This is a genomic window from Amycolatopsis sp. GA6-003, assembly GCF_046267895.1.
GTDB lineage: Bacteria > Actinomycetota > Actinomycetes > Mycobacteriales > Pseudonocardiaceae > Amycolatopsis.
Genome location: NZ_CP176499.1, coordinates 479,421 through 500,433 on the forward strand (window position 1 = coordinate 479,421; position 21,013 = coordinate 500,433).

20 protein-coding genes are annotated in these 21,013 nt (G+C 71.6%); 12 read left to right on the forward strand and 8 right to left on the reverse strand.

The genetic code is table 11. The features are described from left to right. Nucleotides 1–59: 59 nt before the first annotated feature. Nucleotides 60–1,364, reverse strand: coding sequence for a M20/M25/M40 family metallo-hydrolase (locus F9C12_RS02205; protein ID WP_409464543.1), 1,305 nt, complete (start codon nucleotides 1,362–1,364; stop codon nucleotides 60–62). Beyond that, nucleotides 1,357–2,184: a M55 family metallopeptidase gene (locus F9C12_RS02210; RefSeq protein WP_409180301.1), complete on the reverse strand. Its 828-nt coding sequence runs from the start codon at nucleotides 2,182–2,184 to the stop codon at nucleotides 1,357–1,359. The genes F9C12_RS02205 and F9C12_RS02210 overlap by 8 nt, the downstream gene beginning before the upstream one ends. A 188-nt stretch (nucleotides 2,185–2,372) precedes the next feature. Between F9C12_RS02210 and F9C12_RS02215 the strand changes: the two genes are divergently transcribed. The 5 genes from F9C12_RS02215 (at nucleotide 2,373) to mptB (ending at nucleotide 9,402) form a co-directional block, all read left to right on the forward strand. Next, entirely contained in the window at nucleotides 2,373–4,157 is a 1,785-nt protein-coding gene (locus F9C12_RS02215; RefSeq protein WP_409180302.1) for an ABC transporter substrate-binding protein, read from the forward strand. 6 nt (nucleotides 4,158–4,163) lie between these two features. After that, nucleotides 4,164–5,192 carry an ABC transporter permease gene (locus F9C12_RS02220; protein WP_409464544.1) on the forward strand — a complete coding sequence of 343 codons (1,029 nt, stop codon included), beginning with the start codon at nucleotides 4,164–4,166 and terminating at the stop codon, nucleotides 5,190–5,192. Continuing rightward, nucleotides 5,189–6,109, forward strand: a complete 921-nt coding sequence (locus F9C12_RS02225; protein WP_409464545.1) for an ABC transporter permease — start codon at nucleotides 5,189–5,191, stop codon at nucleotides 6,107–6,109. The genes F9C12_RS02220 and F9C12_RS02225 overlap by 4 nt, the downstream gene beginning before the upstream one ends. Beyond that, nucleotides 6,106–7,758: a nickel ABC transporter ATP-binding protein NikE gene (gene nikE / locus F9C12_RS02230; RefSeq protein WP_409464546.1), complete on the forward strand. Its 1,653-nt coding sequence runs from the start codon at nucleotides 6,106–6,108 to the stop codon at nucleotides 7,756–7,758. Before F9C12_RS02225 ends, nikE begins: the two co-directional genes overlap by 4 nt. Before the next feature lie 90 nt (nucleotides 7,759–7,848). Then, on the forward strand, nucleotides 7,849–9,402 hold the full coding sequence (gene mptB, locus F9C12_RS02235; RefSeq protein WP_409180306.1) for a polyprenol phosphomannose-dependent alpha 1,6 mannosyltransferase MptB: 1,554 nt from the start codon (nucleotides 7,849–7,851) through the stop codon (nucleotides 9,400–9,402). 43 nt (nucleotides 9,403–9,445) lie between these two features. On the opposite strand, the gene F9C12_RS02240 is transcribed toward mptB, so the two are convergent. Then, on the reverse strand, nucleotides 9,446–10,255 hold the full coding sequence (locus tag F9C12_RS02240; protein ID WP_409464547.1) for a hypothetical protein: 810 nt from the start codon (nucleotides 10,253–10,255) through the stop codon (nucleotides 9,446–9,448). Nucleotides 10,256–10,438: 183 nt separating this feature from the next. Between F9C12_RS02240 and F9C12_RS02245 the strand changes: the two genes are divergently transcribed. Then, on the forward strand, nucleotides 10,439–10,909 hold the full coding sequence (locus tag F9C12_RS02245; RefSeq protein ID WP_409180308.1) for a nuclear transport factor 2 family protein: 471 nt from the start codon (nucleotides 10,439–10,441) through the stop codon (nucleotides 10,907–10,909). A gap of 50 nt (nucleotides 10,910–10,959) precedes the next feature. Here F9C12_RS02245 and F9C12_RS02250 read toward each other — a convergent pair whose 3' ends face one another. From F9C12_RS02250 to F9C12_RS02270, 5 genes are read right to left on the reverse strand one after another with little or no spacing between them, the layout of a single operon-like run. After that, a complete protein-coding gene (locus tag F9C12_RS02250; RefSeq protein ID WP_409464548.1) occupies nucleotides 10,960–11,553 on the reverse strand; it encodes a hypothetical protein in 594 nt (197 codons plus the stop codon). 11 nt (nucleotides 11,554–11,564) lie between these two features. Next, entirely contained in the window at nucleotides 11,565–12,236 is a 672-nt protein-coding gene (locus tag F9C12_RS02255) for a hypothetical protein (RefSeq protein WP_409464549.1), read from the reverse strand. A gap of 46 nt (nucleotides 12,237–12,282) precedes the next feature. Continuing rightward, nucleotides 12,283–12,696 (reverse strand): TIGR03668 family PPOX class F420-dependent oxidoreductase, encoded by a 414-nt coding sequence (locus tag F9C12_RS02260; protein WP_409464550.1) that lies wholly within the window; start codon nucleotides 12,694–12,696, stop codon nucleotides 12,283–12,285. A 2-nt stretch (nucleotides 12,697–12,698) separates the two neighbouring features. Further along, complete coding sequence (locus F9C12_RS02265) at nucleotides 12,699–13,598, reverse strand: LD-carboxypeptidase (protein WP_409464551.1); 900 nt, start codon at nucleotides 13,596–13,598, stop codon at nucleotides 12,699–12,701. Next, the gene (locus F9C12_RS02270) at nucleotides 13,595–15,526 is read right to left on the reverse strand and encodes a prolyl oligopeptidase family serine peptidase (RefSeq protein WP_409464552.1); all 1,932 of its coding nucleotides are present in this window, start codon (nucleotides 15,524–15,526) and stop codon (nucleotides 13,595–13,597) included. The genes F9C12_RS02265 and F9C12_RS02270 overlap by 4 nt, the downstream gene beginning before the upstream one ends. Nucleotides 15,527–15,656: 130 nt before the next feature. On the opposite strand from F9C12_RS02270, the gene F9C12_RS02275 reads away from it, so the two are divergent. The 6 genes from F9C12_RS02275 (at nucleotide 15,657) to F9C12_RS02300 (ending at nucleotide 20,973) form a co-directional block, all read left to right on the forward strand. Continuing rightward, nucleotides 15,657–16,232 carry a DUF3090 domain-containing protein gene (locus F9C12_RS02275; RefSeq protein ID WP_037359506.1) on the forward strand — a complete coding sequence of 192 codons (576 nt, stop codon included), beginning with the start codon at nucleotides 15,657–15,659 and terminating at the stop codon, nucleotides 16,230–16,232. Nucleotides 16,233–16,240: 8 nt separating this feature from the next. Then, nucleotides 16,241–17,050 carry an SCO1664 family protein gene (locus tag F9C12_RS02280; protein WP_409464553.1) on the forward strand — a complete coding sequence of 270 codons (810 nt, stop codon included), beginning with the start codon at nucleotides 16,241–16,243 and terminating at the stop codon, nucleotides 17,048–17,050. Nucleotides 17,051–17,061: 11 nt separating this feature from the next. Then, nucleotides 17,062–17,925 carry a phosphotransferase gene (locus F9C12_RS02285; RefSeq protein WP_409464554.1) on the forward strand — a complete coding sequence of 288 codons (864 nt, stop codon included), beginning with the start codon at nucleotides 17,062–17,064 and terminating at the stop codon, nucleotides 17,923–17,925. A gap of 257 nt (nucleotides 17,926–18,182) precedes the next feature. Continuing rightward, entirely contained in the window at nucleotides 18,183–18,989 is an 807-nt protein-coding gene (locus F9C12_RS02290; protein ID WP_409464555.1) for a DUF3097 domain-containing protein, read from the forward strand. Between the two features lie 92 nt (nucleotides 18,990–19,081). Next, complete coding sequence (locus tag F9C12_RS02295; protein ID WP_409180317.1) at nucleotides 19,082–19,516, forward strand: NfeD family protein; 435 nt, start codon at nucleotides 19,082–19,084, stop codon at nucleotides 19,514–19,516. Between the two features lie 116 nt (nucleotides 19,517–19,632). Continuing rightward, the gene (locus F9C12_RS02300) at nucleotides 19,633–20,973 is read left to right on the forward strand and encodes an SPFH domain-containing protein (RefSeq protein ID WP_409186985.1); all 1,341 of its coding nucleotides are present in this window, start codon (nucleotides 19,633–19,635) and stop codon (nucleotides 20,971–20,973) included. The last annotated feature ends 40 nt before the right edge of the window (nucleotides 20,974–21,013 follow it).

Here is a 21,013-nt window from a genome sequence, read left to right on the forward strand (position 1 = left end):
CGAAAGAAGGCCAGCCTCGCGTCCGGAGCCGAACCGGACGCGAGGCCACGCCGGAACCCTCAGCAAGACTCCAGGAACCGCGTCAGAACCCGCGTCCCGAACCGCAGCCCGTCCACCGGCACCCGCTCGTCCACGCCGTGCGCCATCGCCCGGTACGGGAAGCCCTCCGGCAGCGCCAGGGGAGCGAAGCCGTAGCACGCCATCCCCAGCTGCGTGAACGCTTTCGCGTCCGTCCCGCCGCCCATGCAGTAGGGCACCACGACCGCCTCCGGGTCCTCCGCCCGCAGCGCGCCGGCCATCGCCTCGAACCACGGCGAATCGACCGGAGCCTGCACCGGCGGCTGATGCGCCACGAATTCCCGCGCGACGCCCTCGCCCAGCAACGAATCCACCACCGCGAACAGCTCGTCCTCGGTTCCCGGCAGCACCCGGACGTCGACCTGCGCGGTCGCCGTCGACGGGATCACGTTCACCTTGTACCCGGCGTCGAGCATCGTCGGCGTGGTGCTGTTGCGCACCGTCGGCGCCACCAGCGACCCGGCGGTTCCCAGCCGCGCCACGGTTTCGTCGACCGCCTCGCCCGACGACAGGTCCACCGGCACGCCCAAAGCCGCGCCGGTCCGTTCCAGGAACGCCCGCACGGTCGGCGTCAGCTGCACCGGCCAGCGGTGGTCCGCGATCCGCTGCAGCGCCCCGACCAGCCGCACGACCGCGTTCTCCGCATTAGGCCGCGACCCGTGCCCGGCGCGCCCGTGCGCGGTGAGCCGCAGGTGCGCGGTGCCGCGCTCGGCAGTGGCGACCGGATACAGCCGCACCTTCCGGCCGTCCGCCGCGGACACGTGATAGCTGTACCCGCCGGACTCGCTGATCGCCGCCGCGCAGCCCTCGAACAGGTCCGCGTGCTCCTTGACCAGCCAGTGCGCGCCGTAGTCGCCGCGGTCCTCCTCGTCGGCGACGAACGCCAGCACGAGATCCCGCCGCGGCGTCAGCCCGGACGCGACGGCGGCCAGCACCATCGCGCAGAAATCCTTCATGTCGACCGCGCCGCGGCCCCACAGGAACCCGTCGCGCACCTCGCCGGAAAACGGCGGTACAGACCAGTCGGCGGCGCGGGCGGGCACCACGTCCAGATGCCCCTGCACGAGCAGCGCGGGCAGCGTCGGATCGGTGCCCGGGATCCGCGCGACGACGTTCGACCGCTGCAGCTCGGGCTCCAGAATCCGCGCCGGAACCCCGTGCCGGTCAAGGAATTCGGCGACGTACTCCGCCGCGAGCCGTTCGCCCGCGGCCTCCCCGCCGCCGTAGTTGGTGGTGTCGAACCGGATCAGGTCCGCGCACAGCGAAACAACGTCGACCTCAGCCATAAATGCCTTGCACCGCCCCTGCCGCGATGGCCGTGACCACCTTGAACGCCTTCATCGCCTCGGTCATGCTCGGCGCCTCGAACGCGACCCGGCGCGTCCCGGTCTGCTCCACGGTCGGGATCACCGCGGTCGCCTGCGCCAGATGGCTCGCGTCGAACTCGACCTCGATCCGGTGCCGCCCCGGCGTCCGCTCGGTCCGCCCGGCCCGCGCCATCGCCTCCCGCGCGCCGGTTTCCAGCAGCCGCGCGGTGCGCGCGGGCGGCAGGCAGATCGCCGCGTACCGGCTCACGCATTCCTTGACCTGCACCAGTTCCGCGTCCGGCGCGTAGTCGCGCGCGTCCTCGCAGGTCTGGTCGTCGCCGCTGACCAGCAGCACCGGCACGCCGTACTCGCCGGCCATCGCCGCGTTCAGCCTGCCTTCGCTCGCCGGCACGTCGTCCAGCCACACTCCGGTGATCTGGTTCTCCAGATACGTGTGGGACAGGACGCCGTCGAACCCGGCCCCGGCGTGGTAGCCGAGGAACACCACACCGTCCACACCGGAATCGATGCCCTGCATCATCGACAGCGGCTTGTGCCGCCCGGTCAGCATCCGCGCGCGCTCGTCGAGGTCTTCCAGCAGCAGGTTGCGCTGCGACGAGTGCGCCTCGTTGACGAGCACGTCGGTCGCGCCCGCCGCGTACAGGCCGGCCAGCACCGCGTTGACGTCGCCGGTGAACAGGCCCCGGAACCGCTGCCACTGCGGGCTCCCGGGCACGACGTCGTCGGTCCAGGTGACCCCCGTGGCGCCTTCCATGTCGGCCGAGATCAGGATCCGCATGCCGGGCACTCTAGTGATCCCCGCCGCGACCATAACGATCGGACACGCAGCGGCGCCGTCACATATTGCGCGCTTCCCGCCGTATGTGGTTACTTTTCGTCTCTGGGGTCGGGGATTGACGATGGGGTGGTTCTCAAGTGCGAAATAAGCACAAGCGGCACGGGTTGCGCCGCGTTTTCGGTGTCGCGATGGCGGGAACGCTGGCGATTCTGCCGCTCGCGGGCACCGCCGCGGCGCAGCCGGCACAGCAGCAGGGGCAGCCGAAGGTGCTGCGGGTCGCGCTGACCACTGGTATCGACCACTTGAACCCGTTCACCGCCGGGCTCGCCGCGTCGACCCAGGTCGGCCGGTTCGTCTACGAGTTCCTGACGATCCCGTCGCAGGACAAGGCCGAGGCCGCCCCGGCGCTCGCCGAATCGTGGACGACGTCGCCGGACAAGCTGACCTGGACGTTCAAGATCCGCCAGGGCGCGAAGTGGTCCGACGGGCAGCCGGTCACCGCGAAGGACGCCGCGTTCACCTTCAACCGGATGCTCACCGACTCCACCGCGCGCACCGCGAACGGCAACTACGTCGCGAGCTTCGAGTCGGTGAACGCGCCGGACGACCGCACGCTGGTGATCAAGACCAAGACGGTGCAGTCGTCGATGACGCTGCTCGACGTCCCGATCGTGCCCGAGCACGTGTGGTCGCAGATCAAGGACCTCAATGATCCGAAGACCGACACGATCCCGGTCGTCGGCGTCGACGACGGGCCGTTCCAGATCACCGAGTACAAGCAGAACGAGTACGTCAAGTTCAAGGCCAACAAGAACTACTGGCGCGGCGCGCCGAAGGTCGACGAACTGCAGCTGCTCGTGTTCAAGGACGTCGAGGCCGCGGTGAACGCCCTCAAACAGGGCGAGGTCGACGTCATCAACCGGCTCACCCCGATCCAGTTCGACGCGCTCAAGGGCCAGCCGAACATCGAGCTGAACAAGGCTCCCGGCCGCCGCTACAACGCGCTCAACCTCAACTTCGGCGTCCAGAACTCGGAAAACAAGCCGATCGGCAACGGCAACCCGGTGCTCAAGGACATCCGGGTGCGCCAGGCGATCGCGCAGTCGATCGACATCAAGACCATCGTGGACAAGGTCGCCGGCGGCTACGCCCAGCCCGGCGGCGGCGTGATCCCGCCGATCTATTCGACCTACCACTGGGATCCGGCCCCGGGGGAGGCGCGCAAGTTCGACCTCGCCGCCGCCAACGCCGCGCTCGACGCGGCCGGCTACCCGAAGGGCCAGGACGGCATCCGCACCGCGCCCGGCGGCGCGCGCCTCGAACTGCGCCTCACCGGGCACGCGAACCGCGCCGGCGACCAGCGGCTCGCCCAGTACCTCACCGGCTGGCTGCACGACATCGGCATCTCGGTGAAACAGGAACTCGTCTCCGACGACGAGCTGAACGACCGCACCAACGCGGGCAACTACGACCTCGCGATCTCCGGCTACGCGAACAACCCGGACCCGGACTACTCGCTGGCCCTGCACACCTGCGCCGCGCGGCCGAACGCCCAGGGCAAGGGCGGCACCACCGACACGTTCTTCTGCGACCCACAGTACGACGCGCTCTACGCCAAGCAGCTCGCCGAAACCGACCCGGCCGTCCGCGCCGGCTACGTCAAGCAGGCCCAGGCGCGGCTGTACAGCCAGGCGGTGAACGTCGTCTACGACTACGACAACGTGCTCGAGGCCTACCGCTCCGACAAGTTCTCCTCCTTCGGCAAGCAGCCGCAGCCCGAGGGCTCGATCCTCGAGCAGACCGCCTACTGGGGCGTCTACGGCGCGGTCCCGGCCGACGCCTCGGCCGCTTCGTCGGACAGCGGCTCGAGCCCGGTCGTGTGGATCGTCGTCGGCGCGGTGGTGCTCGTCGTGCTCGTGGGCGGCGGCATCGCGCTGTCCCGCCGCGGCAAGTCCGCCGACGACCGGGAGTAGGAGAACGTGAGCCAAGCCCTCGCGCCCGACCAGGCCTCGGTGCTCGCCGACCCCGACGAGCACCGAGGCGGGACCGGGACCCTCCGGTTCGTCCTCACGAAGATCGCCGAAGCCGCAGGCAGCGTGTTCCTGGTGATCGTCCTCGGGTTCTTCCTCTTCCGGCTGCTGCCCGGCGACCCGGTCGCGTTCATGGCCCGCGAACGGCCCACCGACCCCGGCCAGATCGCCGAGCTGCGCGAACGGCTCGGCATCGACAAGCCCGTCCTCGCGCAGTTCGGCAACTACTTCGTCGGCCTGTTCCAAGGCGACTTCGGCGAGTCCTACATCGAGCGCCGCCCGGTGCTGGACATGATCGGCGAACGGCTGTGGCCGACCGTGCTGCTCGTCGGCAGCGCGACGATCCTGGCCGTCGCGCTCGGGCTGTGGCTCGGCGTCCGCGCGGCGTGGAAGCGCGACAGCTTCTTCGACCGCGCGCAGACCGGGATCGCGCTGACCTTATGGTCGGTCCCGCAGTTCTGGCTCGGCCTGCTGCTGCTCGTGGCCACCAACGGGCTGTTCCCCAGCCGCGGCATGCACTCGCCCGACGCCGGGCCCGGGTTCTTCGCCCAGAGCCTCGACGTGCTGCACCACCTGTTCCTGCCGTGCCTGACGCTGCTCGCGGTGTTCTACGCGCAGTACATGCTGGTGATGCGCTCGTCGCTGCTGGGGGAGATGAACGCCGACTACCTCACCACCGCCCGCGCGAAAGGCCTGCGCGACGACCTCGTCCGCCGGCGGCACGCCGTCCCGAACGCGCTGCTGCCCACCGTGACGCTGATCTTCATGCAGTTCGGCATGGTGGTCGCCGGCGCGGTCACCGTCGAAGCGGTGTTCAGCTGGCCCGGACTCGGCCAGCTCACCTACGACGCGCTGCACGGCCCGGATCTCCCGGTGCTGCAAGGGGTCTTCATCGTCCTCGCCGGCGCCGTCGTCCTGATGAACCTGTTCGCGGAGCTGCTCTACCGCGTGCTCGACCCGAGGGTGCGTACCGCATGACAACCCCCGCGGCCACCGCCGCCGAAAGCGCCCGCGCGATCGCGTGGCGCCGCCGCCGCGCCGGAATCGCCCGCACCTGGCACGAGTTCGCCACGCAGAAAGCCGCGCTCGCCGGGCTTTTCCTGCTCGCGCTCACCGTGCTGCTCGCCCTGGCGCTGCCGCTGATCAGCGACCCGAGCGGGCTCGACGTCACCCGCGTCACCGGCGAACCGCTCAGCCCGCCGGACGGCCGGTTCTGGCTCGGCACCGACATCGACGGCCGCTCGGTGCTGCTGATGACGTTGTGGGGCACCAGGATCTCGCTGCTCGTCGGGTTCTGCGCCACCGTGCTCAGCGTGTTCATCGGCACCCTGATCGGGATCGCCGCCGCGCACTTCGGCGGCTGGGTGTCGGCGGTCCTGCTGCGGTTCACCGACTTCTTCCTGGTGCTGCCGTCGCTGGTGCTGGCGATCGCGCTGTCGGCCGTGCTGCCGCGCGGGATCTGGACCATCGTGCTCGCCATCGGCGTCACCGCCTGGCCGAGCACCGCCCGGCTGGTCCGCGCCCAGACCCTCACCATCGAAAGCCGGCCCTACATCGAACGCGCCCGCGCGCTCGGCGGCGGCCACCTGCACGTCATCGCGAAACACGTGCTGCCCGGCGTCGCCCCGCTCGTGCTCGCCAACACCACCCTCGTGGTCGGCAACGCGGTGATCGCCGACGCCACCCTGTCGTTCCTCGGCGTCGGCGACCCCACCGCGATCTCCTGGGGCGGCATGCTCGAAACCGCGCTCAACAACGGCGCGGTCACCCGCGGCGCCTGGTGGAACCTGCTCCCGCCGGGCCTCGCGATCGTGGCCGTCGTCCTGATGTTCACCCTCGTCGGCCGCGGCCTCGAAACCGTGCTGAACCCGCGGCTCAAAGGACGGCACTCGTGACCGCGCTGCTCGAACTGAAAAACCTCGGCGTCACCTACCGCACCGGCGGCGGCGACGTCCCCGCGGTCCGCGGCGTCGACCTCCGCCTCGACGCGGGCGGCACCCTCGGCGTCGCCGGGGAGTCCGGCTCCGGCAAGTCCACCGTCGCGATGAGCGTGCTCCGGCTCCTGCCGCGCAGCGCGAAGATCACCGGCGAGATCCTGCTCGACGGCGAGAACGTCGGCGACATGCGCTGGGGACGGCTGCGCGCGGTCCGCTGGGCCGAGGCGTCGGTCGTGTTCCAGGGCGCGATGCACGCGCTCAACCCGGTCCGCCGCGTCGGCGAGCAGATCGCCGAACCGATCCGGCTGCACGCGCCCGAGGGCAAAGCCCTGTCCGAAACGCAGGTGCGGGCCCGGGTCACGGAACTGCTCGAACAGGTCGACCTGCCCCGCTCGCGGGCGAGCGCGTACCCGCACGAACTGTCCGGCGGCCAGAAACAGCGCGTGATGATCGCGATGGCGCTGGCCTGCGAACCGCGGCTGGTGATCGCCGACGAACCGACCACCGCGCTCGACGTCATCGTGCAGGCCCAGGTGCTGTCGGTGCTGTCGAAACTGGTCGCCGAACGCGGCATCGGGCTGATCATGATCAGCCACGACCTGTCCGTGCTCGCCGCCACCTGCGAACGCATCGCGGTGATGTACGACGGCGAACTCGTCGAAGAACGGCCCAGCGCCGAGCTGATGTCCTCGCCCCAGCACGAACACAGCAAAGCGCTCGCCGCGGCGTTCCCGACCGTCGGCGACCCGGCCTCGCGCTACGCCCCGGCCACCGCGACGCCGCTGCCGCCGGAACCGGAGGAACGCGCCAGCTCCGACGACGCGCCGCTGCTCGCCGCCGAGAACCTGCACGTCACGTTCCGCGACCGCAAGGGCCAGCGGATCCACGCCGTCAACGGGGTGGACCTGCAGGTCCGCCGGGACGAGATCGTCGCTCTGGTCGGCCAGTCCGGCTCCGGCAAGACCACCCTCGCCCGCACGCTGCTCGGCCTGCAGAAACCCGATTCCGGCACGGTCCGCTACGCGGGCAAGCCGGTGCCCTCGGGCGGGGCCGGGCTGCGCGCGTACCGGCGGGAAGTCCAGCTCGTGCTCCAGGACCCGACCAGCGCGCTGAACCCGGCCCACACGGTGTACGAGGCGGTCGCCGAAGGCCCGCGCATCCACGGCCTGCCGGACGAACGCGACATCGTGCTCAAGGCGCTCGAATCCGCCGAACTGCGCCCGCCGGGGAAATACCTCGACCGGCTCCCGCACGAGCTGTCCGGCGGCCAGCGCCAGCGCGTCGTCATCGCCGGAGCCCTCGCGCTCGAACCGGCGCTGCTGCTCGCCGACGAACCGGTGGCCTCCCTCGACGCGTCCGTGCGCGGCGAAATCCTCGCGCTGCTGCTCCGGCTGCGCCGCCGGCTCGGCCTTTCCGCGCTCGTCATCACCCACGACCTCGGCCTGGCCTGGAACATCGCCGACCGCGTCGCGGTGATGTACCGCGGCGAACTCGTCGAGACCGGTACCGTCGAACAAGTCCTGCTCGACCCGCGGCACGAGTACACGAAGTCGCTGCTCGCGGCGCTCCCCGGGGGCACCGCGCAGCGGACCGCGGCCGACCGCTGACCGCGGCCCGTTCCGGGCGCGCGCCGAACCGGGCGCGCCCGGAGCCCGTGCGGGGCCGGACGACTGCACCCGGTAATCTTCTGGATCGAAATGGCCACTACCATCGACGACGCGCAGCCGAACGCCGGAAGCCTCGACCGGCAATTCCTGACGCCCTCGCGCTTCCCGTACCGGACCATCGCGATGGGCACGGTCGGCAGCGCCCTCCTCATGCTCGCCGCGCTCGGCGCCGGCGGCATCCTCATCCGCGACCCCGTCCTCGGCCACGGCCCGCTCTCGTGGATCCGCTACGGCCACGGCCGGGCCCTCGCCAACGCGCTGCTCTACACCGGCTTCGCGCTCGTCGTGTGGGCGTGGGTCCGGCTCGGCCGCTACGCGCTCGCCGGGCGCATCGGCAGCAAGCCGATCCTCATCGCCGCGCTGTGCTGGATGGCGCCGCTGCTCGTGTCGCCGCCGCTGTTCACCCGCGACGTCTTCTCCTACCTCGGCCAGGGCGCGCAGCTGCTCTACGGGCTCGACCCGTACGCCAACGGCCCCGCCGAACTGGCCGTGCTGCCCAACGTCGTGCAGAACGTGCACCCGCTGTGGCAGACCACGCCCGCCCCGTACGGGCCGCTGTTCCTGCTGATCTCCAAGGGCATCGTCGCGCTCACCCAGGACCACATGATCGCCGGGGTCATCCTCACCCGGCTCGTGCTGCTCGTCGGGCTCGGCATGACGCTGTGGGCGCTGCCCCGGCTCGTCAAGCACCTCGGCGGGAAGCTCCCGGTCGCGCTGTGGGTCGCGGTCGCCAGCCCGATGATGGTCATCCACCTCTTCGGCGGCCCGCACAACGACCTGATGATGCTCGGCTTCCTCACCATCGGGATGCTCGCCGCGCTCGAGCGCAAGCACGTCGTCGCGGTCGTGCTCGTCACCATCGGCATGCTGATCAAGCCGACCGCCGCCGTCGCGCTGCCGTTCATGGTGTGGATGTGGGCCGCGGACATGGCCGGCCCGTCGAAGACGAGGAACTTCTTCAAGGCCGGGGCCGCCGCGGTCGGACTGTTCCTGCCGGTGTTCGTCGTCGGCACCTGGGTCTCGCTCGGCTCGCTCAACCTCGGCTGGTGGTCCGGCCTCAAGGCCCCGCAGCTCATCACGAACTGGCTGAACTTCCCCAGCGGCATCGGCGAGGCCGTCTACAACCTCGTCCACCTGATCGCCAACGTCCAGCCCTCGCCGTTCGTCACCGTCGCCCGCGCCATCGCGATGGTCGGCCTCGTCGTGTTCGGCGTCCGGCAGTGGTGGCTCGCCCGCGGCGGCGGCAAGGAAGCCGTCTACCGCGCCGCGATCACCCTGCTCGCCGTCGCGATCCTCATGCCGCCCACCCTGCCGTGGTATCTCACCTGGGGCTTCGTGCTGATCTCCGCGTTCCCCTGGGAACGGCGCAACCTGTCGGCGATCGTGGCGATCTCGGTGTTCGTGACCCTCGTGTACTACCCGACGGGGGAGCAGGCGCTCTACGACTGGTGGTTCATCGCGATCGTCGTCGTGGTCAGCCTCTACGCCGCCGCGTCCCTGCTGCGCCCCGACCCGCTCGGCCTCGTCGCCGCGTGGCGGAAGAAGCCGAAGGACGAGGAATTCCTCCCCGCCAAATCCTCCTGAGCCGGTGGTCCCGGCACCGCGCCGGGACCACCGCTCGCCGGGGCTACCCGCGGTCCGCGCGGAAATTCCGGAACAGCAGGTACGTGTCGAGGATGTCCGCCGGATCGCTCTCCACCGACCGGTAGATGCCCCACTTCGGCCGCACGTAGTCGCCCTGGTCCGGCAGCTTCACCCCGGTCTTGCGGCCCTGCGCGGCGATCGGCGCACCCGCACCCGCGCCGCTGCGGATCACACACGCCGCCGCGCCCGCGTCGCCCGGAGTGAGCGTCCACTCGACCGTGATCCACTTCTCCCGCAACGGAGCCAGCTTCGCCGCCGCGATCGACGGCGAACCCGGATTCGCGTACGCGCGAGCGGAAATCATCTCGGTGCCGCCGTCGCGGACCAGATCGAGCGTCACCCACGGACCGGCGTTCGTCGCCGGGGTCTTCGTCTGGAAAATGTGCGTGAACCGGCTCGTCCCGTGCAGGCTCGCCGGGATGAACATCTCGTAGGACAGCGTCCACGTCTCGCCGTCGCGCATCTTCAGCGCGGAACCGTTCCGCACCATGCCCTTCGTCTCGGTCCGCTGCCGATCACCGCCGCCGGTGGTGTCGCGGTCGTCGCGCCAGATGGCGAAGCGGTAGTGATTCCCCTCCACCACCACGTACTTCCGGTCCGGATGCAGCCCGCCGCGATCGGCCTCGACCCCCTCGAACGCCTTCAGCCCGTCCTTCGCCGGATCGGGATGCCACAACGGACTCGCGGCCGCGGCGAACCGGGCCAGCGGACCGGACAGGAACGGGACGGCGAGCGCCGACCCGGCAATCGCGCGCAGCGCCGCACGGCGCGGAAAACCCGGTGATTCCGGCATCGGGAAGTGTCCTTTCAGGCAGGAACGAAAGGGGCACATCGGCCGGCGGCGCAGTACATCCGATGTCTGGCAGGTCAAAGGTAAGAGTCTTGCCGAACCCGGTCAAGCGCCGCCCGGGCACGGCGGACTGTCACACCGCCCCGGCACGAGACGATGAACCAAGACAGCCGAGGGGAGAAACCGGTGCAGGACCACGAACTCGACGCCTTGCTCGCCACGTCCCGGATCATCCGCACCGTCAACAGCTACTACCGCGCGGTCGACGAGCGGCAGTTCGACGCCCCGCGCTTCCGCCGCGTCTTCGCGCCGGACGGGAAGATCGTCCGCCCCAACGGCGCCGAACTGTCCGGCCCGGCCGACATCGCCGACAGCCACGCCCGCAGCTTCGCCCGCTTCGAGGCGAGCCAGCACCTGCTCACCGGCCACGACGTCGACCTCGACGGCGCCACCGCCGAGGTCCGCGCGAACCTCGTCGCGATCCACCTCTGGAAAGACCGCCCGGTCACCGTGCGGATGGAAGACCGCGCGTTCACCGCGGGCGGCGTGGTCACGGCCGACCTGCGCCAGACCGGCGACGGCTGGCGGATCACCGAGGTCCGCACCCGGATCCTCTGGCGGACCGGGTACTTCGGAGATCTGGCGCAGACCCGCTGAACTCGGCGCTTCGGGCGCCTCCCGGGCCGCCTGGCGCCGTTTCGCGCTCGTCAAGCCCGGTCGAACGCCGCGGCGAAGGTGGGAGCCAGCTGCCGCAGCTTGGCCTGCAGCGGTGCCGATTCCACGCTGGTGCTGTCGGTCCGCACCGCGAGCAGCCGGTTGCCGCGGGCGAGCACCAGGACGCAGGCGGACAACCTCGGCTCCCAAAACCGGCGGCAGAACCCGAGTTGCCGGTCGGCGAGGCCCGGAACGGAGAACCGCGTGCTCGAGGAGGCGTTCTCGCCGCAGCCCAGCGCTCCGTCGAGGACGGCGACCATCTGCTCGCCGGAGTAGCCCACGTACTCGGCCGCCAGCGCCCAGACATTCAGCTCCCCGGCGACGGCGCTCGCCTGCGCGTGGATTCGCAGAGCGGCTTCCCACGGATCCTTGCCCTCGCACGACGACACGACGTGCAACGGGGTGATCCAGATGCCGGAGAAGGAGGAAGGAGCCTCCTTCTGCCGGGCGCCCGCGTCGCGCAACTGCTTTTCGCCCGGCAGATACCGGGTCAAGTCGTCCGCCGAGGACGACGCGGGCGCTGTCCTGCTCGCGCAACCCGCGAGGCACAGCACCAGCCCCGCCAGCAGCGAAATCCCCTTCCGCACGCCCGCCCCGGTCACTCCTGGTCGAACGCCGCGGCGAAGGTCGGCGCCAGCCGTTTCAGCTCGGCCTGATGTTCCGCCGCGTTCGCGCGCCAGCCGATCGACGTGACCGCGAGGGCGCGGTCCCCGTGGGCGAGCACCAGGACGCACCCGGCCACCCGGACCGCACGGAACTGGCCGCAGAACCCGAGTTGCGGGTCGGCGACGCCGGGGACCGAAAACCGCGTCTTCACGGCCAGCTGCTCGCCCTCGACCACGGCCTTCCCGCAGTCGAGCGCCTTGCCGAGGCCGGAGACCACCTGCTCGCCGGAGTAGCCCTGGTACTGGGCGAGCAGCTGCTGGACCTGCGCCTTGTCGGTCACCGAGATCGCCTGCGCGCCGTTGTACGCGGCCGAATCCCACGGCTGGTCCGCATCGCACGCCCGCACGATGCGCAGCGGAGTGTTGGCGCCGACTACATACGGCAGGCGATCCCGCTGCCGCCGGGCGCCGGCCGCGGAGAGCTGCTCCTCGCTCGGCAGGTACTTGGTGAGGTCCTTGGCGACCGGAGCCGAGGAAGCCGAAGCCGAGCTGGAGGCCGGCGCCGAACTCGACGGCGGCGCAGAACCCGGAGCCGCTGCCGGAGCTTCCGCGGCGCACCCCGCGAGCAGCAGGACAAGACCGGTCACCGCAAGCGGAATACGCATGATCCTCCCCATTTCGGGAGAAAGATCGCCGTAGTCCGGTCCAGCGTTACGAACCCGCCCAGCCCCGCCAGGTCCGCACCTCGGTCACCACCACCGCGTGCTCCGGCGGCCGCTCCGCGTACTGCGGGTACTTCTCCGTCAACCACTCGACGTAGGAGTCCCGCGAAGCGTCAAAGACCACCCTCGCGACTCCGTCCGCGCGGGCCCACCACAACCGCGACCAGTCCTCGTCGTACTCGTCGGCCAGGAACGACACCGCCGGGTTCTCCGCGATGTTCGCCAGGCGCCGCAGGGACGTGGTGCTCTTCGGTTTGTGGTCGACCGCGAACACCACCGTGTCGGCGCGCACCGCGAACGTCACCGGCACCAGATGCGGCGCCCCGCGACTGTCCACTGTGGCCAGCCGAGCCACCCGCGCGGCCGCGAACCGCGCCCGGGCCTCCACAGTGGACAGCCGCATGCTCAGTCCAGCGCGGGGGAGTCGAGGGTCAGCGTGCCCAGTTCGGTGTCGAGCGAGGCCGAAACCCCCAGCGGCAGCGTCGGCGAACCCGCCACGTGCCCGAAGCCGAACCCGCTCAGCACCGGAACCCCCAGCGGCGACAACCGTTCCGCCAGCAGTTCGCGGACCTCCGCCGGATCGCCGCACGCGGCCCACGAACCCAGCACCACCCCGCGCACGCCGTCGAACCAGCCCGCACGCAGCAGCTGCGTCACCATCCGGTCGATCCGGTACGGGCTCTCGGTCACGTCCTCCAGCAGCACGATCCCGCCGCGCGCGGACCCCTGCTCGGCCGTGCCGATCCCGGACGCGAGCAGCGACAGGTTCCCGCCCGCCAGCACGCCCAGCGCGCGGCCGGGCACCACCACGTCCGGCTCCCGCGCCCGCAGCACCCGCGTGTGGTCCGGCTCGAACAACGTCCGCCGCAAGTGCTCCGACGCGGCTTCGTCGAACAGCACGCTCGCCGGCATCGGCGAAAGCAGCGTCGCGAGATCCAGATGGGTCTGCACGGCCCGGTGCAGCGCGGTCACGTCGCTCGACCCGGCCAGCACCTTCGGCCCGGCGGCCCGCAACGCCGCCCAGTCCACCAGATCGAGCATCCGCTGCGCCCCGTAGCCGCCGCGCGCGGCCAGCACGCACCGGACCTCCGGGTCCAGCCACGCCTCGGTGAACTCCGCCGCCCGCGCCTGGTCCGGCGCGGACAGGTAGGACCCGCCCGAAGCCCGCACTCCCGCGCCGATCCGCACCTTCACGCCCCAGCCGCGCAGCACCGGCAGCGCGGCGTCCAGCAGGTCCTGCGGCACCGGCCCGGACGGCGCGACGAGCGCGACGGTGTCCCCGGCGGCGAGTCTCGCGGGCCTCACCGGGACAGCTCCAGCCGCGGCACGTCCGGCGTCTCGAAGCCGAACACCTGGCCGTAGAAGGAAAGTTCCGCCTCCAGCGCGGCGACGATCGTCTCCGCCTTCCGGAACCCGTGCTGCTCGCCCTCGAACCGCAGGTACGCGTGCGGGATCCCGCTGCCGTCGATCTCGGAGACGAACCGGTCCGCCTGCTCCGGCGGGCAGATCTCGTCCTCCAGGCCCTGCAGGAACAGCACCGGCCCGGCCAGCGAGCCCACGTGCGTCATCGGCGAGCGCTCCCGGTACCGCTCCGCCGCTTCCGGATACGGGCCGACCATGCTGACCAGGTACTGCGACTCGAAGTCGTGCGTCTCGCCGCCCTCGCCGGTCCAGCCGACGAAGTCGAGGATCGGGAACTTCACCGTCGCCGCCGCGTAGGTGCGGGTCATGGTGATCGACGCGGCCGAGGTGAACCCGCCCGCGCTGCCGCCGCGGATGCCCAGCCGCGCCCGGTCCGCGATCCCTTCCGCCACCAGGGCTTCGGCGACCGCCGCGCAGTCGCGCACGTCCACCACGCCCCACTGCTCCCGCAGCCGCTCCCGGAACGCCCGCCCGTATCCGGTGGAGCCGCCGTAGTTCACCGCCACGACGCCGATGCCGCGGCTGGTGAAATACGCGAAGTCCAGATCGAGCGATTCGTCGCTGTGCCCGGTCGGCCCGCCGTGCACGTGCACCACGTACGGCGGCAGTTCGCCTTCCGGCGCGGCGAAATCCGGGTTCGTCGGCGGGAACACGTACGCCGGGATCGCCGCGCCGTCCGGACCGGTGAACACGCGCTCCCGCGGCACCGGCAGGTACTCCGCGGGCGGCAGCGAATCCGGCTGCGGCGTGAGCGCGCGCCACTTCCCGGTGCCCGGGTCCAAGACCACGACCGCGCTTTCGTGCCGCGGCCCGCCCGCGATCCCGGCGATCCCGTCCGCCGTCGCGACCAGCCCGCTCGCCGACCACACGGTCAGCTCGGTGTCGACGCGGGTCACCGAACCGGCGCTCTCGTCGAGAATCGCCAGCTTGCCCGAGTCGAGGACCGCGTGCTTCCCGCCGCCCAGCGGGGCGAACCAGCTGGCGCCGAGCTTCCACATCGGCCCGCCCAGCTCCCGTTCCGCCGGCGCGAGATTGACCGCCGAACCGTCGAGCCCGACCCGGTGCAGGTTCCACCAGCCGTCCGGGTCGGCGAGCACGAGCAGCTGGTCCGCGGTCTCCCACGCCACCTGGCACACCGCGACCTTCGGCCCGCCCGCCAGCACGCGCGCGTCGCCGAACGAACCGTCGGCCGCCACCGGCGCGACGAACAGCTCCGTCCCGTCCCACGGCATCGCCGGGTGGTCCCAGGCGAGCCACGCGGCGTGCGCGCCGTCCGGCGACAGCTGCGGCGCGGTGAAGAACCGGTGCCCTTCGACAAGCACCCGTTCGGCGGAGCCGTCCAGCGGGATCGCGACCAGCTCGCGCGAGATGTCGGTGCGCCGCGGACCGGTGCTGCGCTCGCGCACCGCCCACACCTCGCCCTCGCGGCCGGGCCGGAGGTCGCCGTACCGGACGCCTTGCGGCGTGGCCGGTTCCGGCGTCAAAGCGGCGACCTCGCCGTCCTTCAGCGCGTACACCCGCTGATCGGCCCAATGCGTGAACACCACGACGCCGCCGACCGCGAGCCACGGACGTCCGCCGTACTCGTGCACCCGGTTCCGGACGTTCCACGGCGCGGGCAGCACGTCCTCGACGGCGCCGCCGGGAAGCGCGCGCACGAGCGCGACCCGGCCGCCTTCGGCCGGCCGCGCTTCCGCCCACCACAGCGCGCCGTCGACCGCGGCGAGCCATTGCGCGCCGCCGCCGGCAGCCGCCGCGTCGGCCGCGGTGACGGGAGAGGTCCAGGTTCCATAAGGAGAGATGCGAGGCACCCGGGAAGCCTAACGAGGATCCGCTGCGTGTCCGGATCCGCACGCACCGCGCAGGAATCGCGCGCGAACTTCCCCGAACCCGGGGCGGCGGATGCCGATCATGCGTCCGTGGCCTAGGGTCGAAGACGCTATGTCACGCGTAATCCACGTCTTCCGCAAGCCCGACCGGTTCGTGGCCGGCACGGTCGGCGAGCCCGGCGACCGCACCTTCTACCTCCAGGCGACGGAGGACGTGCGGACGATCAGCGTCACGATCGAAAAACAGCAGGTGGTCGTCCTCGCCGAGCGGCTCGGCTCGCTCCTGGAGGAAGTCGCCAGCCGGTTCGGGGCCGACGTGCCCGCCCACGCCCCCGACGACGAGGTCGACGTGGACCCGCTCACGGTGCCCGTCGAGGAGGAGTTCCGGGTCGGCACGATGGGGCTCGGCTGGGACGCCGACTCCGGCGCGGTCGTCGTGGAGCTGCTCGCGATCACCGAGGGCGAAATCGACGAGACGGTCGTGCTCGACGACACCGAGGAGGGCCCGGACGCGGTCCGCGTGTTCCTCACCCCGGTCGCCGCCCGCGCCTTCGCCGAACGCGCCGACCGCGTCGTCAACGCCGGCCGCAAGCCGTGCCCGCTGTGCGGCGAACCGCTCGACCCGGCCGGGCACATCTGCCCGCGGCAGAACGGGTACCGGCGCGACGTCGACGTGACCGAGGACTGAGGGCGGCCGTGGCGAGCACCGCGCCAGGACCCGCCGACCCCGCCGCCCGCGATTTCGTCTCCCGCGGCCGCATCGACGTCGAGGGCAGGCTGGTCGACGCCTCCAACGTGACGCTGTTCTGCGCGATCGAACTCGACGGCGTCACCGGCCGCGTCGTGTACAAGCCGGTGTCGGGGGAGCGGCCGCTGTGGGACTTCCCGGACGGCACCCTCGCCGGCCGCGAAGTCGCGACCGCGATGATCTCCGACGCCTGCGGCCTCGGCGCGATCCCGCCGACCGTGCTGCGCGACGGCCCGTTCGGGCCCGGCATGGTGCAGCTGTGGGTCGAGACCGACGAGGACGCCGAAGTGGTCGACGTCTGCGCGCCCGACGAGGTCCCCGACGGCTGGCGCACCGTGCTGCACGCGCACGACCGGCTCGGCGAACCGGCGGTGCTCGTCCACGCCGACCACCCGGACCTGCGCGAACTCGCGGTCCTCGACATCGTCGTCAACAACACCGACCGCAAGGGCGGGCACCTGCTGGCCGGGACCGACGGCCGCGTCTACGGCGTGGACCACGGCATCTGCCTGCACACCGACCCGAAGCTGCGCACCGTGCTGTGGGGCTGGATCGGCGAGGAACTGCCCGAGGAAGCCGTCGAGAAACTGCGCAAGCTCCGCGCGGACCTCGACGGACGGCTCGGCGCGGAACTCGGCGAACACCTGACCGCCTTCGAGATCCGGGCGCTCTCGCAGCGCACCGACTACTTGCTCGCCGAGGCGGTGTTCCCCGAGCCCGGCGACGACTGGCGCGCGATCCCCTGGCCGCTGTTCTGATGGCGGCCCTGATGGACGACGCCGCCCGCGCCCGGCTGGTAAACCGCTTCGGCCCAGCGGCGCAAGCGTGGTGCGACGCGCTGCCCGAACTGGTCGACCGGCTCTGCCGGCAGTGGAGCCTCACCGTGACCGAGGCCCGGTCCGGCAACACCGGCCGCACCCTGCTCTGCCGCGACGGCGAGGGCGTGCTGAAGGTGCTCAAACTCTGCCCGGACCGCGCGATCGCGACCGCGGAAGCCACCGCGCTCGGCTCGTGGGCCGGGCTGTCGCGCGTCGTGCAGATCCTCGACGCCGACCTCGACCACGGCGCCGTGCTGCTCGAAGGCCTCGAACCCGGCGACCCGTTCACCGAGCGCGGCGCCGACGTCCCCTGGGACCAGATCGGCGAACTGCTCGCCGACGTGCACGGCGTTCCCGCGGCCGGGCCGTTCCCGACCCAGCTCGAACGCGTCCGGTTCATGTTCGGCCTCGCCGGGCAGCGCCTCGCCGGCTCCCCGGCCGAAGCCCACCTGCCGCCCGAAGCGCTGCGCACCGGCCTGGCCCGGTCGGAGAAACTCGCCGCCAGCGGCCCGATCGCGCTCGTGCACGGCGACCTGCACCCGGGCAACGTCCTGGACGCCGGACCGGAACGCGGGGCGGTCGCGATCGACCCGCGCCCGTGCGTCGGCGACCCGGCCTTCGACGCCGTCGACTGGGCGGTGCTGCCGATGGCCCGCGGCGGCGCGGTCGAGGACGGGATCGCCCGGCTGCCGCACCTGGACGGCGACCGCGTGCGCGCGTGGTGCGCCGCGCTGGCCCCGCTGGTGGCGATGGGCCCGCTGAACCGCACCGGGCCGACGCCGTTCACCGACGCGGTGCTGCGGCTGGCCCGATGACCCGGCCCCGCACCAGGCCCGACTGCCGCGCTGTGAGCTTCTTGACCTCCACGTCCTGGGGCGGGCGATGGGCGGAGCAGAGGTCGATCACGTCGACGCCGAGCCGCAGCAGCGAGGCGGCGCAGCTTGCCCCGGCGGAACGGGCGGTGCCTCCACGAACGCCGCCGACGCCAGGAGCTGGAGCGCAGCCGGAGGACCGGCTCCTTCCGGCGTGGCGGCGGGACGCGCCCTCGCCGCGGGCGATAACGTGCCCGACCGTGCGCTATCACGACGTGCTGTCCGGCCCCCGCAAGCGGAAGGTCCCGGAGGTCCCCGCCGAGCCCGGGCTCGTGGTCGAAGACCCGGCCAGCGGCTACTGCGGCGCGGTGGTGAAGATCGAATACGGCAACGTCGTCCTCGAGGACGCCAAGGGCCGCCACCGGGTGTTCCCGCTCGCGCCCGCCGCGTTCCTGCTGGAAGGCAAGCCGGTCACGCTCGTGCCGGTCAAGAAGGCCGCCGCCCCCGCGCGGCAGGTGTCGGCGTCGGGCTCGGTCCGCGTGCAGGGGCTGCAGGCGCGGGTCGCGCGCGACTCCCGGATCTGGGTCGAGGGCAAGCACGACGCCGAACTGGTCGAACGCGTCTGGGGACACGACCTGCGCGTCGAGGGCGTCGTCGTGGAACCGCTCGACGGCGTCGACGTGCTGGCCGGCCGGATCGCCGAGTTCGGCACCGGGCCCGGCCGCCGCCTCGGCGTGCTCGTCGACCACCTCGTCGCCGGCAGCAAGGAATCCCGCCTGGTCGGGCAGATCCGCGACGAGCACGTGCTGGTCACCGGCCACCCGTACATCGACGTCTGGCAGGCGGTGAAACCGGCGTCGGTCGGCATCCGCGCCTGGCCGGAAATCCCGCGCGGCGTCGAATGGAAGACCGGCGTCTGCGACGCGCTCGGCTGGGGCGAACCGTACGAGGGATGGCAGCGCGTGCTCGCCGGGGTGCGCAGCTTCCGCGATCTCGAAACGCCGCTGATCGGCGCGGTCGAACGGCTCATCGACTTCGTGACCGAACCGGGCGACAACGCTCCGTAGTGTCCGGTTTGCCGGAAAAATCCAAGGTCACGCGTCGGTCACGTCGAGTAGTTTGCCCGGTGCGAAACGACGCGATCTGAGAGCATGAGGGCATGGCAGCGGCTCTGATCTGGCTGATCATCGGCATCGTCCTGATGATCGCGGAGGTGATCTCCGGGGACTTCGTGCTGATCATGCTCGGCGTCGGCGCGCTGCTCGGAGCCGGTTCGGAAGCGCTGACCGGCAACATCTTCATCGACGTCGCGGTGTTCGCGGTCAGCTCGGTCGGGCTGCTCGCCCTCGTCCGCCCGGCGCTCAAACGCCGCTTCCTGGCCGGGTCGGGCGTCCCCACCGGCATCGACGCGCTGGTCGGCTCCCGGGCCGTCGTGGTGTCCACTGTGGACTACGATGCCGGCCAGGTGAAAATCGGCGGCGAGGTGTGGTCGGCGCGCGCCGTGCACGAATCCCAGCCGCCGATCGCCCCGGGCACCAGCGTCACGGTCGTCGAGATCTCCGGCGCCACGGCCGTGGTGGACATCGTCTCGTGAGGCGCCGTCCGAGGAAAAACGGTACTAGGTAAGGGGAAACGCTCTTGTCGACAATAGCGATCGTCGTGGTCGCACTGCTGGCTTTGTTCGTCATCATCACGGTGGTCAAGGCGATCATGGTGGTGCCACAGGCCCAGTCGGCGGTGATCGAGCGGCTCGGCCGGTTCCGCACGGTCGCTTCGCCCGGCCTGACCTTCCTCGTCCCGTTCCTGGACAAGGTGCGCGCGCGGATCGACCTGCGCGAGCAGGTCGTCTCGTTCCCGCCGCAGCCGGTGATCACCGAGGACAACCTGACGGTGAACATCGACACCGTGGTGTACTTCCAGGTCACCGACTCGCGCGCGGCGGTCTACGAGATCTCGAACTACATCATCGGCGTCGAGCAGCTCACCACCACCACGCTCCGCAACGTGGTCGGCGGCATGAGCCTGGAAGAAACGCTGACCTCCCGCGACGCGATCAACAGCCAGCTGCGCGGCGTGCTCGACGAGGCCACCGGCCGCTGGGGCATCCGCGTCGCCCGCGTCGAGCTGAAGGCGATCGAGCCGCCGCCCTCCATCCAGGACTCGATGGAGAAGCAGATGCGCGCCGACCGGGAGAAGCGCGCGATGATCCTCACCGCCGAAGGCCAGCGGGAATCGTCGATCAAGACCGCGGAAGGCCAGAAGCAGAGCCAGATCCTCGCCGCGGAAGGCCAGAAGCAGGCCGCGATCCTCGCCGCGGAAGCGGAACGGCAGTCGCGGATCCTGCGCGCACAGGGTGAACGGGCCGCCCGCTACCTGCAGGCGCAAGGCCAGGCGAAGGCGATCGAGAAGGTGTTCGCCGCGATCAAGGCCGGCCGCCCGACGCCGGAAGTCCTCGCCTACCAGTACCTGCAGACCCTGCCGCAGATGGCGCAGGGCGACGCGAACAAGGTCTGGATGATCCCGAGCGACTACGGCAAGGCCCTCGAAGGCTTCGCCCGCGCGCTGGGCGCCCCCGGCGACGACGGCGTGTTCCGCTACGAGCCGCCGCAGGACGACACTCCCGCCAAGCCGGAACTCGAGGACGAGGAGGTCGCCAGCTGGTTCGACACCAGCAGCGACCCGAAGGTCGCCGAAGCCGTCGCGGCCGCGGAAGCCGTGGCGCGCAAGGAAGTCGAGGGTCCGCTGGGCGCCTCGGCCGAGTCCCGCCGCGCGATCGGCGGCGCGACGGCCAAGCCGGAGGCCCCCGAGCCGGCGCGGGAAGAGGAACCGCCTCCGCCGCCGGAGCGCCCGCAGCCCAGCGCGCCGCCGCCCGCCCAGCAGCAGTCGCTCCCGCAGCCGCAGCCCCCGGCCGGACCTCCGCCGGGCGGCCCATACCAGGGCCCGCCGCCGCAGCAGTTCGGCGGCCCGCAGGGACCTGGACCGGGCAACGGGCCGTTCCCGCAGCAGGGCCCGTTCGGCGGACCCCAGGGCGGACCGCCGCCGCAGCGCTGAGCACGTCATGGAAAAGGGGCTGCCACACCGGAATCCGGTG